Genomic DNA, 13,164 nt, shown 5'->3' with positions numbered 1-13,164 from the left:
CTCAAGCTGCTATCTATTAACTAGCAGCACCGTTCAACCAAAAGGCTGCCTGCGCTAGCGCTTCCTTACGGGCGGTATCACGCCAGTGACCCTGACGGTGCATAATCTCCTGCTGTAAACCAAACCAGCCATCGATATACGGCAACCATTCACTCTGCGGATAGAAGCCTGAGAGCAATTGGAAAGACATGATCTGCCGGTTCAAGCGAGGGAGTTGCGCCAAATAACCATCGTCATCCAGATGCTGGCCAAAAGCGTCTTTCAGATCAGCAGCGCTGCGGCTCAACATGATGTCGCAGAAGCGTTTAAATGACCCTTCAAACTTGGTCTGTGCTTTGGCATCCATAAATGGCCGCCAGCCAGAGGTAACCAACCAAGATGTGAGCGCTAACTTACATTTTAGGTAATCAGTGCTATAGCAAAGCTGCTCAGCATCGACATTCTTCGGTTCTAACTGCGGTTCAAGCGCCAGCAGCCCGGCACGCAATTCAGTACTGGCTTTGCGCGGGACCAAACCACCAAAAATAGCTAATGACTGACGCACCATTGCCAATGCTTCAATGATCATAGCTTTAGCGGCCGGCTCACCACGTAACCACAGCTCTTCATGGTATTGCCAATGGTCCAGGGCCATCTCCAGCCCTGCGACCATACCTTGCTCAACGGTGGATTTGGCCGCTGGCTGCAACACCAGTAACGGGCGCAATTCACGAGGAGGATTGCCTTGTGCTAAATGATAGCCACGGGCTGCTTTACTCAGATTGCCCTGTCGTAAACCGCCAATTTGTGCCAGTTCTGCGGCCAATGCCAGCAAATCTGCCTGATTGCCTTTTTTCAGTTCCAGCTCAATTTCGTGCAAGGGTTCCGACAGCTCACCTGCACTGATAGTGCCTTGATCAACAGCAAGCTCTATCTCGCTTTCGCCGTAAGTAATCACCCACTTCTCTCGAGTAAAATCCGTACGGAATAGCGGCTGCAGTTCTGCTTGTAATGTCTCAATCACCCAACCGTTCGGCCAGATATCGGCAGGGAAACGCGCCAAATCCAATTGGTCACTATCAATATCAACATTGTATTCAGGGCGTTGATGTAAACCACCGACCACTTTACCGCCGGTCTTAACCGTCATTTCGTAACGGCCATCATAACCACGGATACGTAAGCCAATATCATGTTGGCGCAGCCGCTTATCGGCAGTTTCAAAATAGATATTGGTCAGCGTCTGCGGCGCAGAATGCTGGCTTTGCCAGGATGTAAGCCGCTCGGGCAAAGCGGCAATGGCCGCAGGAGTAGCAATAAATTTTAATTCTATTTCAACGGTCATAATTTCATTCACACCGGTATGTTGCGAGTTTACGGGCATTATGCCTCTTTCGCGGCGGTTTGCCTGTTTTACACAGACTTCGCTATTTTACACAAAAAAACCGCGTGGCTACCCCGAGTCAGCCTCTATTTTAACAGGTCTGCCATAAGGCTTCATAAGACAAATTTTCAGTGTGGTTAAAATGAACAACAAAGTGGCTAAAGCCGCGCTGGCTATGAGAGTAAGATAGTTCTCATTCCGGTTTATGCGTTGCGTCGGCAAACTGAACACACTACTATCGTTCCATAAATTCACTCATAAATGACTCTCTAATGCTGAAAATACGCCTAATTTGCCTCGCGATGCTAAGTCTCAGTATCTCCTGGGGCGCGCACGCTGAAGAAAAACGCTACATCTCTGATGAGCTGGATACCTACGTTCATAGCGGTCCCGGTAACCAATACCGTATTGTTGGCACGTTAAAAGGCGGAGATGAAGTCGCCCTGATAAGTGTTGATGACAGCACAAATTACGGTCAAATCCGCGACAGTAAAGGGAAAACCACCTGGATCGCGCTGAATCAATTGAGTGAAACGCCAAGTCTGCGTATTCGGGTACCGGACCTTGAACAACAAGTCAAAACCCTGACAGATAAGCTGGCTAATATTGATAATAGCTGGAATCAGCGCACTGCTGAAATGCAACAGAAAGTCGCGGCCAGCGACAGCGTGATTTCCGAGCTGCAAAAAGAAAACGAGTCACTAAAGAATCAGTTAGTGGTTGCTCAGAAGAAAGTCAGCGCTGTGAATCTGCAATTAGATGACAAACAGCGTACCATTATCCTGCAATGGTTTATGTACGGCGGCGGTGTTGCCGGTATCGGCCTGCTCCTTGGTCTGGTACTGCCACATCTGATCCCAAGCCGTAAAAAGAACAATCGCTGGATGAACTGATAGCCGTTTAATAAGACTGTAAAATCGACGCGTTCGGCTGCCCGCCAGGGTGGCCTGCTTGTTTAATCTATTCTCATCCCCAACTATACTGAAACAAGCCTTTGTCGCCAGGCGGTAAAGTGTGATTCAAGTGAGCAGCTAATAACGCTGCAACATCAAGAACGAAGGATTTATATGAAAATCTATCTGGTCGGCGGCGCGGTACGCGACAGCTTATTAAATCTGCCGGTCACCGAACAGGATTGGGTCGTGGTGGGGTCCACCCCGGAACAGTTACTCACACAGGGCTATCAGCAGGTTGGTAAAGACTTCCCCGTGTTTCTGCACCCTGTCAGCCATGAAGAATACGCACTAGCTCGTACCGAGCGTAAATCCGGCGCAGGTTACACCGGTTTTACCTGCTATGCCGCGCCAGATGTCACGCTGGAAGAGGATTTGTTGCGTCGCGATTTGACCATCAATGCCATTGCCCGTAGCGCCGAGGGGGAATTGATTGACCCCTACCACGGCCAACAAGATTTAGAAAACAGAGTACTGCGTCATGTCTCCGACGCCTTTGGCGAAGATCCACTACGTGTGCTGCGGGTTGCCCGTTTCGCTGCCCGTTTTGCCCATTTAGGTTTTAGCGTCGCCGCTGAGACTCAATCATTGATGGCAGCAATGGCACAAAGTGGCGAGCTATCGGCTCTGACGCCAGAGCGAGTATGGAAAGAGACCGAGAAAGCGCTGAAAACACAAAGCCCGCAGATCTATTTTCAAGTGTTACGTGATTGCGGTGCGCTGGCGGTGCTCTTTCCAGAAATTGAACGTTTATTTGGCGTACCGGCTCCCGAAAAGTGGCATCCAGAAATTGATACCGGTATCCATACGCTGATGACATTAGCCATTGCGGCTCAACTTAGCCCTGAGGTTGATGTCCGCTTTGCCGCTCTCTGCCATGATTTGGGTAAAGGTCTGACACCAAAAGAATTCTGGCCACACCATCACGGCCACGGCCCGGCTGGGGTTAAATTGGTTGAGCAGTTATGTCAGCGCTTACGGGTACCTAATCCGATACGTGACTTGGCGAAACTGGTGGCGGAATACCATGACCTTATCCATACAGTGAATAAGCTTCGCCCCGAAACTCTACTCAAACTGTTTGATGCCATTGATGTGTGGCGCAAACCAGAACGTCTTGAGCAAATGATTATCACCAGTGAGGCTGATGCCCGAGGTCGTACCGGATTTGAAGAAAATCCTTATCCGCAGGGCGATTATTTGCGCGCCGCATTCCATATTGCCAGCGGCGTATCAGTGCAGGAAGTAGTCGCCAGCGGGTTACAAGGATTAGCCATTCGCGACGAACTTAAACGTCGCCGCCAACAAGCATTAGCCGAATGGAAACAGGCTCAAGAAGTAATTTAAGAATAAATCCATTTTATCTAAAGATAAAACACCCTGATTAATCAAGGTGTTTTATTGTATCTGATGCATTTTTTATACCCTAAATAATTCGAGTTGCAGCAAGGCGGCAAGCGAAAGAACCCGATGAGCTTACATCAGTAAGTGATTCGGGTGATTGAACGTAGCCAACGCACGTGCAGCTTGAAGTATAACGGGTATATTACATAAAGACCCAGTACACCGCTGCCGCGACAACAAAGCGATAGATGGCGAAAGGTACAAAAGAGATACGTTTAATCAGTGAAAGGAAGGTTTTGATAGCAATCAGAGCCACGATAAATGCCGTGATAAATCCGACGGCAAACATCGGTAAATCACCCAGCGTCAGGAAGTGCAGGCTCTTATAAAGATCCAGTCCACTGGCCCCGATCATCATCGGTACTGCCAGAATGAAGGAGAACTCAGACGCGGCATAACGGTTAACACCGACCAACATACCGCCGGAAATGGTGGCACCAGAACGGGAGAACCCCGGCCACAACGCCAGACACTGGAAGCAGCCAATCGCGAAAGCCTGACGGTAAGTAATATCATCCAAACCAACAGATTTAGGATTTTTAGGTTTGAACCATTCTGCGACTAGCAAAAGCACCCCACCCGCCACCAAGGCATACATGACATTTCTCGGATCAAACAGCGATTTGATGAGGTCATGGAATACCAACCCCAGCACCACGGCGGGGATCATTGCCAGTAAAATATGGCCCAATGTCAGGTGACCGCTGGTTTTCCCCTCATGAGGTACCGCGCCGAAATGGATACCAATCAGGCCAAATAACCGCCGCCAGAACACCACGACAACCGCCAGAATCGACCCTAACTGAATGATAACTTCAAAGGTTTTTGCCTTGTCGCCGGTAAAGCCCAATAGCTCACCGACGATAATCATATGCCCAGTGGATGACACGGGTAAAAACTCAGTCAATCCCTCTACCACACCTAAAACAACAGCCACAAACAGCGAATACATATCCGTCATCTACGATACCCAATGCCATGTAATATACCCGTCATACTTCAAGTTGCATGTGCGTTGGCTGCCCTCGTTCACCCCAGTCACTTACTTCTGTAAGCTCCTGGGGATTCGGTCAGTTGCCGCCTTCCCGCAACTTGAATTATTTAGGATATAGAAATCCACAAAAAAACGGCAATGTGCAAAATAATGCCGTTCAATTTCAGTCGGTAAAAATATCACGTTAATCAATAATTCAAACCACATTATCAATATAGGGTTGCATTTTTATGTCGTGGCAGAGCAAAAATCAGTTAGGTCGTTGACCACGTTCAATGAGCACACCGACATTACGGGCTTGTGCCACCGCCCCTGGTTTACTGACTTTAATCCGCACCCACGGTGATTGGAAACGGACTAATAGCAGCTCGGCTATCTCTTCTGCCACCCGCTCAACCAAGGCAAAACGCTGTGACTCTACGTGTTGTATCACCGCATCACTGATATCTGCATAGCTCAAGCAATCATTCACATCATCACTGGCAGCAGCTTTACGATTATCCCAACCCATTTCGATATCGAACACCAGCTTCTGCTGGATGGTCTGCTCCCAGTCATAAACACCAATGGTGGTTATGACACTCAGTTCTTCAATAAATACGATGTCCATCACGTCATTCTCTGTTTTTGCGCCTGCCGGATACCACTTCCAGCCGAATATGCGTATTATCCACTGATGTTGCGATTAAAACGATCATTATTCAACAGGGCGGTGTTATGAGTGCTATCGCGCTTGGCATGATTATCTTCGCGTATTTGTGTGGCTCTATTTCCAGTGCAATCCTGGTGTGTCGGGTTGCTAAGCTGCCAGATCCGCGTGAACATGGCTCCGGTAATCCCGGTGCAACCAACGTGCTGCGCATCGGTGGCCGAGCAGCCGCAGCAACAGTGCTGATTTTCGATGTGCTGAAAGGCATGTTACCCGTTTGGATTGCTTACCTGCTGCACGTTTCCCCGCTGTATCTTGGCTTGACCGCTATCGCTGCTTGTCTTGGTCACATCTATCCGGTCTTTTTCCATTTTAAAGGTGGCAAGGGCGTTGCTACTGCTTTTGGCGCCATCGCCCCTATCGGCTGGGATCTAACCGGTCTGATGACCGGTACTTGGTTGTTGACGGTGTTATTGAGTGGGTATTCATCTTTAGGCGCAATTATCAGTGCGCTAATTGCGCCCTTCTACGTCTGGTGGTTTAAACCGCAATTCACCTTCCCGGTCGCCATGCTCTCTTGCCTGATTTTGATGCGCCACCACGATAACATTCAACGTTTATGGCGCGGCAAAGAAAGTAAAATCTGGGATAAACTCAGAAAGAAAAAGCAGAAAACCCCGGCCGAAGAAGCCGCAGAGTTGGAAGAGAAAGAAGATTGATTCTCCTCAAAACAAGAATGACTGAACGGGAGCCAGGCAAAGCGCAAAGGAATGCAAAAACGGCGTGGACTCTCGTCCATGAGCATTTTGAATGACTGCGGCAACACCGCCGCAGCCCCGCTCAGACTTTCGGCACCAATCTTAGAATGGCTGAGCGGGAGCGAGGCAAGGCGCAAGGAATTGAGAGAGCGGAGCATACATCAGTATGTGAGCATCACGAGATGACGCGGCAACACCGCCACAGCCCCGCTCAGACTTTCGGCAACTCGGCTAACGGCCAGCGCGGCCTAACCGAAACACTCAACTCACTGCTCACACCACTTTTCAGCCTGATCAACCCAGCATAGGCGATCATCGCGCCATTATCGGTACAAAACTCTGGCCGAGCATAGAATACTTCACCGCCCCGTTTTTGCATCATCTCCGCCAGCTTTGAACGTAAAGTGCGGTTTGCACTGACACCACCAGCAATGACCAAACGTTTGAAGCCGGTCTTATCCAGCGCTCGTTTGGATTTAATCGCCAGCGTATCGACCACTGCATCTTCAAATGCACGGGCAATATCAGCACGGGTTTGATCATCGGTACCGTTAGCACGGATAGTATTTGCAGCGAACGTTTTCAAACCAGAAAAACTGAAATCCAGTCCAGGGCGATCGGTCATTGGCCGCGGGAAAGTAAAACGCCCCGCCGTACCCTGTTGTGCCATACGCGACAGCATCGGCCCCCCAGGATAGTCCAGGCCTAATAATTTTGCAGTTTTATCAAAGGCTTCACCTGCCGCATCATCGACAGATTCCCCTAATAGCAGATACTCACCAATACCGGTCACGCTAATTAACTGAGTGTGACCGCCAGAGACCAGCAGAGCGACAAACGGGAACTCTGGTGCGTTCTCTTCCAACATCGGTGCCAGTAGGTGGCCTTCCATATGGTGGACCGGCACCGCCGGAACCCCCCACGCAAATGCCAATGCGCGGCCGACTGTCGCCCCGACCAGCAATGCGCCAACCAAACCTGGGCCTGCGGTATACGCCACACCATCGATGTCTTTAGCGCTCAGATTGGCTTCTTTCAATGCTGCCTGAATCAGCGGCACAGTCTTGCGCACATGATCACGGGAAGCCAGCTCAGGCACTACACCGCCATAATCAGCATGCAATTTAACCTGACTGTACAGTTGGTTAGCTAACAGACCGGCTTCATCGTCATACACTGCAATACCGGTTTCATCGCAGGACGTTTCTATACCCAAAACTCGCATTACATTTCCCATCATTCACGTGCGGCCGATAGTTTAGCATAACAGCGCCGCCAGTCATGATCTCTGACGGTAAAGACGGCATTTTCACGCTTTGAGCACCTAAATGTTGTTGATAGTGGTCATATTTGAAAAGAGTGTTGATTAATTCGATCAACAGCCTTGTTTAGTATATAATCAGCGGCCGTCGCACTCTCGGCACCAACTTTCTTGTAAAGAACGAGGGCGACATCACAGGGGCGTGCCTGTTTCAATTTGCTGTGGTGCTTTACAAAGCAGCATCCATTGAAGTAAAATTCCGCACCATTTTGAGAAGGCTGGCGATTGGCCAGCAGCAAACCGATTTCTATTGAGGTGAGAGGCACATGCCGGTAATTAAAGTACGTGAAAACGAGCCATTCGACGTAGCTCTTCGTCGTTTCAAACGCTCTTGTGAAAAAGCGGGTGTTTTAGCTGAAGTTCGTCGTCGTGAGTTCTATGAAAAGCCGACTACCGAACGTAAACGCGCTAAAGCTTCTGCTGTAAAACGTCACGCGAAGAAATTGGCTCGCGAAAACGCACGCCGCACTCGTCTGTATTAATTCTTCGGGGGTAACCCCACCGCGTAGTTTTTTATGTTCTAAGAACGCGCAGATCGAGTAGTTGCATACGAAGGCCGTGCTTTCCGAAAGGAATGCGCGGCTTGTTCTCGTTTATGGACTGACCGAATAGGGGCTTATGGCTGGACGAATTCCACGCGTATTTATCAATGACTTGCTAGCGCGCACCGACATCGTTGATCTTATCGACGCACGGGTAAAGCTGAAGAAGCAAGGCAAAAATTACCATGCGTGCTGTCCGTTCCATCATGAGAAAACACCCTCATTCACTGTTAACGGCGAAAAACAGTTTTATCACTGTTTCGGCTGTGGCGCACATGGTAACGCTGTTGATTTCCTGATGAATTACGACAGACTCGAATTTGTCGAAAGTATTGAGGAATTAGCCACCATGCATGGGCTGGAAGTGCCTTACGAGGCAGGAACCGGCACCACCCAGATCGAACGTCATCAACGACAAAGTCTCTATCAACTGATGGAAAGCCTTAGCGGATTCTATCAACAGTCACTCAAAGGCTCGAATGCCAATCAGGCACGCGAATATCTTAAGCATCGCGGTTTGAGTGAAGAAATCATCCAACATTTTGCTATTGGTTTTGCCCCCCCAGGTTGGGACAATGCCTTAAAACGTTTTGGCCGTGATGGTGAGAGCCGTACTGCGCTGAACGATGCCGGAATGCTGGTGACTAATGATACAGGACGGACTTACGATCGTTTTCGTGAGCGCGTCATGTTCCCTATCCGCGATAAACGTGGGCGGGTTATCGCTTTTGGCGGGCGAATTCTGGGTGATGGAGTGCCAAAGTATCTAAACTCCCCAGAAACAGAAATTTTTCATAAGGGCCGCCAGCTTTACGGCTTGTATGAAGCGCAAGTGAATCATCCCAATCCAACGCGTTTACTCGTGGTGGAAGGTTATATGGATGTGGTAGCACTCGCGCAATTTGGTATTGACTATGCCGTTGCCTCGCTGGGGACCGCGACCACTGCGGAGCATATTCAATTATTATTCCGTGCCACCGATAACGTAATTTGTTGTTACGACGGTGATCGGGCGGGCAGAAATGCGGCATGGCGAGCATTAGAAACGGCGCTGCCCTATCTAAATGATGGCCGTCAGCTACGCTTTATGTTTTTGCCCGATGGCGAAGACCCAGACACTCTGGTACGTAAAGAAGGGAAAGACGCATTTGAACAGCGGATGGAAGGGGCACAGCCACTCTCAACCTTTTTGTTTGAAACGTTGATGCCACAGGTGGATTTGAGCAGCCCCGACGGGCGCGCCAAGTTAAGCACTCTGGCACTACCTTTAATCAGTCAGGTACCCGGTGAGACATTACGTCTTTATCTGCGCCAGCAGCTCGGTAATAAGTTGGGCCTGCTCGATGATAGCCAGCTCGATAAGCTGATGCCAAAACAGGCTGAAAACACGAATACCTACCAACCGCCCCAGCTAAAACGCACAACCATGCGTATACTTATAGGGCTACTGGTACAAAACCCACAACTAGCTACACTTATTCCCTCACTACAGGGCGTCGAGCAAGCCAAGTTAGCCGGTTTACCGTTATTTATTGAGTTGGTTGAGACTTGTCTGGCTCAGCCAGGGCTGACAACCGGGCAGTTATTGGAACTGTATCGGGATAATAAATTCAGCCAACAGCTTGAAACTCTCGCAACATGGAACCACATGATTGTTGAGGACATGGTCGAACCGACTTTTGTCGACACGCTAACGAGCCTGTATGACTCCATCTTGGAGCAACGTCAGGAAACCCTGATAGCGCGTGACCGGACACATGGATTAAACGCCGAAGAACGTAAAGAGCTTTGGTCTTTGAATCTGGCATTAGCCAGAAAAAAATGAAACACCCAACGGCTTAATTGCCGATAAATGTGGGGGCGACTCCCCACAATATGCCGCCATAGCGGGCAGCGGCGACAAAAAAAGGCCCCAAATGCTATTGTTGGCGGTTTCGCCGACCGACACCAACCCAAATACTCTGAAGTGTGGATACCGTCTTATGGAGCAAAACCCGCAGTCACAGCTGAAGCTACTTGTCACCCGTGGTAAGGAGCAAGGCTATCTGACCTATGCTGAGGTCAATGACCATCTGCCGGAAGATATCGTCGATTCCGATCAGATCGAAGACATCATCCAGATGATTAATGACATGGGCATACAGGTGCTGGAAGAAGCTCCTGATGCCGATGATTTGATGCTGGCCGAGAACACCACTGATACCGACGATGACGCGGCTGAAGCTGCTGCACAGGTATTATCCAGTGTTGAATCCGAAATCGGGCGTACTACTGACCCGGTGCGTATGTACATGCGCGAAATGGGTACCGTTGAGCTGTTGACACGTGAAGGTGAGATTGATATCGCCAAACGTATTGAAGACGGTATCAATCAGGTTCAGTGTTCAGTTGCTGAATACCCTGAAGCGATTACTTATCTGTTGGAACAATATGATCGCGTTGAAGCGGGTGAAGCCCGTTTATCTGACCTGATCACCGGCTTTGTTGATCCAAACGCCGAAGAAGATATTGCGCCGACGGCGACTCACGTTGGTTCTGAATTATCCACCGCAGAAATGGATGATGACGACGACGAAGATGAAGACGAAGACGAAGAAGAAGACGACAACAGCATCGATCCAGAGCTGGCACGCCAGAAATTCAGCGATTTGCGTGAGCAGTATGAAAACGCACGCATGGAAATCAAGAAAAATGGTCGTAGCCACGCCAATGCTGCTGCTGAAATTCTGAAGTTGTCTGATGTATTCAAGCAGTTCCGCCTGGTACCGAAGCAGTTCGACTATCTGGTCAACAACATGCGTACCATGATGGATCGCGTTCGTACTCAAGAACGTATCATCATGAAACTGTGTGTTGAGCAGTGCAAAATGCCGAAGAAAAACTTCGTTACTCTGTTTGCCAGCAATGAAACCAGTGATACCTGGTTTGCCGCAGCAATTGCGATGGGTAAACCCTGGTCTGAAAAACTGAAAGATGTCTCGGACGATGTTCAACGTAGCTTGCAGAAACTGCGCCAGATCGAAGAAGAAACCGGTCTGACAATTGAGCAAGTGAAAGACATCAACCGCCGTATGTCTATCGGTGAAGCGAAAGCACGTCGTGCCAAGAAAGAAATGGTTGAGGCTAACCTGCGTTTGGTTATCTCTATTGCGAAAAAATACACCAACCGTGGTCTGCAATTCCTTGATTTGATTCAGGAAGGCAATATCGGTCTGATGAAAGCAGTAGATAAGTTCGAATACCGCCGTGGTTATAAGTTCTCAACTTACGCCACGTGGTGGATTCGTCAGGCCATTACCCGCTCTATCGCGGATCAGGCGCGTACCATCCGTATCCCGGTACATATGATTGAGACCATTAACAAACTCAACCGTATCTCACGCCAGATGCTGCAAGAGATGGGCCGTGAGCCAACACCGGAAGAACTGGCTGAACGCATGCTGATGCCGGAAGACAAGATCCGTAAAGTGCTGAAGATTGCCAAAGAGCCAATCTCAATGGAAACCCCGATCGGTGATGATGAAGATTCACATCTGGGCGATTTCATTGAAGATACCACTCTGGAACTGCCGCTGGACTCTGCAACATCAGAGAGCCTGCGCTCTGCCACCCACGATGTGTTAGCTGGCCTGACCGCTCGTGAAGCGAAAGTTCTGCGTATGCGTTTCGGTATCGATATGAACACTGACCACACCCTGGAAGAAGTGGGCAAACAGTTCGACGTAACCCGTGAACGTATTCGTCAGATTGAAGCCAAGGCATTGCGTAAATTGCGTCATCCAAGCCGCTCTGAAGTGTTGCGCAGCTTCCTGGACGATTAATCGTTAGCGACAGCAGCAAACACACAAAAAACCCCGGCGTGCCGGGGTTTTTCTTTTTGGCCCCAAACCACCGATTCTCAAGCCTGCATCCGCACGTAATTACCTGCTATGTGCGTAAAAAACCTTAATTTTGTGCATAAAACAGCCATATGATTTATCAGCTCTAGACCGCAGGATAAAAACTACCGTATAATCAGCGCCCAAGTCTGGCCCCTTAGCTCAGTTGGTTAGAGCACGCGACTCATAATCGCTTGGTCACTGGTTCAAGTCCAGTAGGGGCCACCAAATTTTAGCTGTTAAATCAGCACATTAAGCCAACTTTCGAGTTGGCTTTTTTGTATCTGGTAACCTGTGTCGCAAAAGTGACGCTGCGCTATATTTGCTCAACTCAATGAAGCCATAACTGCACAATCTTGAATAGAGACTGTTGAATGGAGTCTCACGGATACAATTACACTTTATCTGATTTTATCTGTCTCAGTGGTTAGCCAATTTGAACGAAAATTGTTCAATACGGATTGGCTGGATATTCTAGTAGAAGAATAGGAAAGCACCTTGAGATGGCGATAACGTCATCGATTCAGGTTATAACAATTTACTCATCCCCCAAGCCTCTCGCTTTGCCTAATTATCTCAAGATATATAGGTCATTGCTATTTGCTTGCCGAATATTCAATAGACAGTCCATTCGTTGATGAAATGTTTTAGTCGGCTAAAATTCAACGCTACTTAACGACCTACAATAATTCTCGTACTATAAAATAGCCATCTAACTCTCCGCTGAGATCTGAAAATGTCTGTGCTTACTCACTTTGATATGCTTTTTCAATACAAGGCCTGGGCTGATAAAGAGATCCTCTCCGCTATCGCCAATGTTGATACCGCGGCTTATAAAGATAAACGTCATCTTATGATTCGCCTGATGAATCATATTTATGTGGTTGATCAAATATTTATCGCCAATATTCAGGGAGTTCCCCACCGTTATACTGCGCTGAATACGGTTGAAACACCGCCTCTAGAGGTGCTGAATGACGCCTTTGCTATCAGTGATAATCGCTATCTCGAGTACCTTCACTCTCTGGTTGAACAACAATTGGATGAAATAATTAACTTCAAATTTGTCGATGGGGGAAAAGGGGCAATGAGTAGAAAAGAGATGTTTTCCCATGTTGAGCATCATGGTGCTTATCACCGAGGCGCTGTGGGGTGGCTGCTGTCTGAATGTGAGGTGACACCGCCAAAAGATGTGCTAACCCTTTTCTTACGCGACACTTATCAGGCAGAGCAATAATAAATCCCAGAGGCGATTAAATACGTTATCAGTTGATAACGTATTCAGTATAAGGATGCTAAGAA

At 48.7% G+C, this 13,164-nt stretch carries 11 protein-coding genes and 1 tRNA gene; 8 read left to right on the top strand and 4 right to left on the bottom strand.

The window, feature by feature from the left end:
* Positions 1–16: 16 nt before the first annotated feature.
* Complete coding sequence (locus Q2T71_RS21575) at positions 17–1,324, bottom strand: inorganic triphosphatase (RefSeq protein WP_372560695.1); 1,308 nt, start codon at positions 1,322–1,324, stop codon at positions 17–19.
* Positions 1,325–1,635: 311 nt separating this feature from the next.
* Between Q2T71_RS21575 and Q2T71_RS21570 the strand changes: the two genes are divergently transcribed.
* Both Q2T71_RS21570 and Q2T71_RS21565 read left to right on the top strand, forming a co-directional pair.
* Positions 1,636–2,256: a TIGR04211 family SH3 domain-containing protein gene (locus tag Q2T71_RS21570; protein ID WP_372560478.1), complete on the top strand. Its 621-nt coding sequence runs from the start codon at positions 1,636–1,638 to the stop codon at positions 2,254–2,256.
* Positions 2,257–2,430: 174 nt separating this feature from the next.
* Complete coding sequence (locus tag Q2T71_RS21565; RefSeq protein ID WP_372560477.1) at positions 2,431–3,663, top strand: multifunctional CCA addition/repair protein; 1,233 nt, start codon at positions 2,431–2,433, stop codon at positions 3,661–3,663.
* Between the two features lie 199 nt (positions 3,664–3,862).
* Here the strand turns inward: Q2T71_RS21565 and bacA are convergent, their stop codons facing one another.
* Together bacA and folB are read right to left on the bottom strand one after the other, a co-directional pair.
* Positions 3,863–4,681 (bottom strand): undecaprenyl-diphosphate phosphatase, encoded by an 819-nt coding sequence (gene bacA, locus Q2T71_RS21560; RefSeq protein ID WP_372560476.1) that lies wholly within the window; start codon positions 4,679–4,681, stop codon positions 3,863–3,865.
* A 283-nt stretch (positions 4,682–4,964) separates the two neighbouring features.
* Positions 4,965–5,324, bottom strand: coding sequence for a bifunctional dihydroneopterin aldolase/7,8-dihydroneopterin epimerase (gene folB, locus Q2T71_RS21555; RefSeq protein ID WP_050086684.1), 360 nt, complete (start codon positions 5,322–5,324; stop codon positions 4,965–4,967).
* Positions 5,325–5,431: 107 nt separating this feature from the next.
* Here folB and plsY point away from each other — a divergent pair, with 107 nt between their 5' ends.
* Positions 5,432–6,082 carry a glycerol-3-phosphate 1-O-acyltransferase PlsY gene (gene plsY / locus Q2T71_RS21550; protein ID WP_032911234.1) on the top strand — a complete coding sequence of 217 codons (651 nt, stop codon included), beginning with the start codon at positions 5,432–5,434 and terminating at the stop codon, positions 6,080–6,082.
* Positions 6,083–6,332: 250 nt separating this feature from the next.
* Here the strand turns inward: plsY and tsaD are convergent, their stop codons facing one another.
* The gene (tsaD, locus tag Q2T71_RS21545) at positions 6,333–7,346 is read right to left on the bottom strand and encodes a tRNA (adenosine(37)-N6)-threonylcarbamoyltransferase complex transferase subunit TsaD (RefSeq protein WP_372560475.1); all 1,014 of its coding nucleotides are present in this window, start codon (positions 7,344–7,346) and stop codon (positions 6,333–6,335) included.
* Between the two features lie 362 nt (positions 7,347–7,708).
* On the opposite strand from tsaD, the gene rpsU reads away from it, so the two are divergent.
* The 5 genes from rpsU to Q2T71_RS21520 all read left to right on the top strand — a co-directional run bounded on the left by rpsU (position 7,709) and on the right by Q2T71_RS21520 (position 13,099).
* Complete coding sequence (rpsU, locus tag Q2T71_RS21540; RefSeq protein ID WP_001144069.1) at positions 7,709–7,924, top strand: 30S ribosomal protein S21; 216 nt, start codon at positions 7,709–7,711, stop codon at positions 7,922–7,924.
* 136 nt (positions 7,925–8,060) lie between these two features.
* Positions 8,061–9,809, top strand: a complete 1,749-nt coding sequence (gene dnaG / locus Q2T71_RS21535; protein WP_372560474.1) for a DNA primase — start codon at positions 8,061–8,063, stop codon at positions 9,807–9,809.
* 157 nt (positions 9,810–9,966) lie between these two features.
* Positions 9,967–11,805, top strand: a complete 1,839-nt coding sequence (gene rpoD, locus Q2T71_RS21530) for an RNA polymerase sigma factor RpoD (protein ID WP_372560473.1) — start codon at positions 9,967–9,969, stop codon at positions 11,803–11,805.
* Positions 11,806–12,013: 208 nt separating this feature from the next.
* Positions 12,014–12,090: transfer RNA gene (locus Q2T71_RS21525), tRNA-Ile, on the top strand.
* A 508-nt stretch (positions 12,091–12,598) separates the two neighbouring features.
* The gene (locus Q2T71_RS21520; protein ID WP_372560472.1) at positions 12,599–13,099 is read left to right on the top strand and encodes a DinB family protein; all 501 of its coding nucleotides are present in this window, start codon (positions 12,599–12,601) and stop codon (positions 13,097–13,099) included.
* Positions 13,100–13,164 lie beyond the last annotated feature (65 nt).

It is taken from the genome of Yersinia sp. 1652 StPb PI, from assembly GCF_041538345.1.
Lineage (GTDB): Bacteria > Pseudomonadota > Gammaproteobacteria > Enterobacterales > Enterobacteriaceae > Yersinia > Yersinia enterocolitica_E.
Note: the sequence above shows the minus strand (reverse complement) of the source record. Positions and strands in the feature narration are given on the sequence as shown.

What these genes read in the sequence shown, in the direction of transcription:
- Q2T71_RS21575 (WP_372560695.1), bottom strand. Translation starts at nt 1,324, where the DNA reads ATGACCGTTGAAATAGAATTAAAATTTATTGCTACTCCTGCGGCCATT.
- Q2T71_RS21570 (WP_372560478.1), top strand. Translation starts at nt 1,636, where the DNA reads ATGCTGAAAATACGCCTAATTTGCCTCGCGATGCTAAGTCTCAGTATC.
- Q2T71_RS21565 (WP_372560477.1), top strand. Translation starts at nt 2,431, where the DNA reads ATGAAAATCTATCTGGTCGGCGGCGCGGTACGCGACAGCTTATTAAAT.
- bacA (WP_372560476.1), bottom strand. Translation starts at nt 4,681, where the DNA reads ATGACGGATATGTATTCGCTGTTTGTGGCTGTTGTTTTAGGTGTGGTA.
- folB (WP_050086684.1), bottom strand. Translation starts at nt 5,324, where the DNA reads ATGGACATCGTATTTATTGAAGAACTGAGTGTCATAACCACCATTGGT.
- plsY (WP_032911234.1), top strand. Translation starts at nt 5,432, where the DNA reads ATGAGTGCTATCGCGCTTGGCATGATTATCTTCGCGTATTTGTGTGGC.
- tsaD (WP_372560475.1), bottom strand. Translation starts at nt 7,346, where the DNA reads ATGCGAGTTTTGGGTATAGAAACGTCCTGCGATGAAACCGGTATTGCA.
- rpsU (WP_001144069.1), top strand. Translation starts at nt 7,709, where the DNA reads ATGCCGGTAATTAAAGTACGTGAAAACGAGCCATTCGACGTAGCTCTT.
- dnaG (WP_372560474.1), top strand. Translation starts at nt 8,061, where the DNA reads ATGGCTGGACGAATTCCACGCGTATTTATCAATGACTTGCTAGCGCGC.
- rpoD (WP_372560473.1), top strand. Translation starts at nt 9,967, where the DNA reads ATGGAGCAAAACCCGCAGTCACAGCTGAAGCTACTTGTCACCCGTGGT.
- Q2T71_RS21520 (WP_372560472.1), top strand. Translation starts at nt 12,599, where the DNA reads ATGTCTGTGCTTACTCACTTTGATATGCTTTTTCAATACAAGGCCTGG.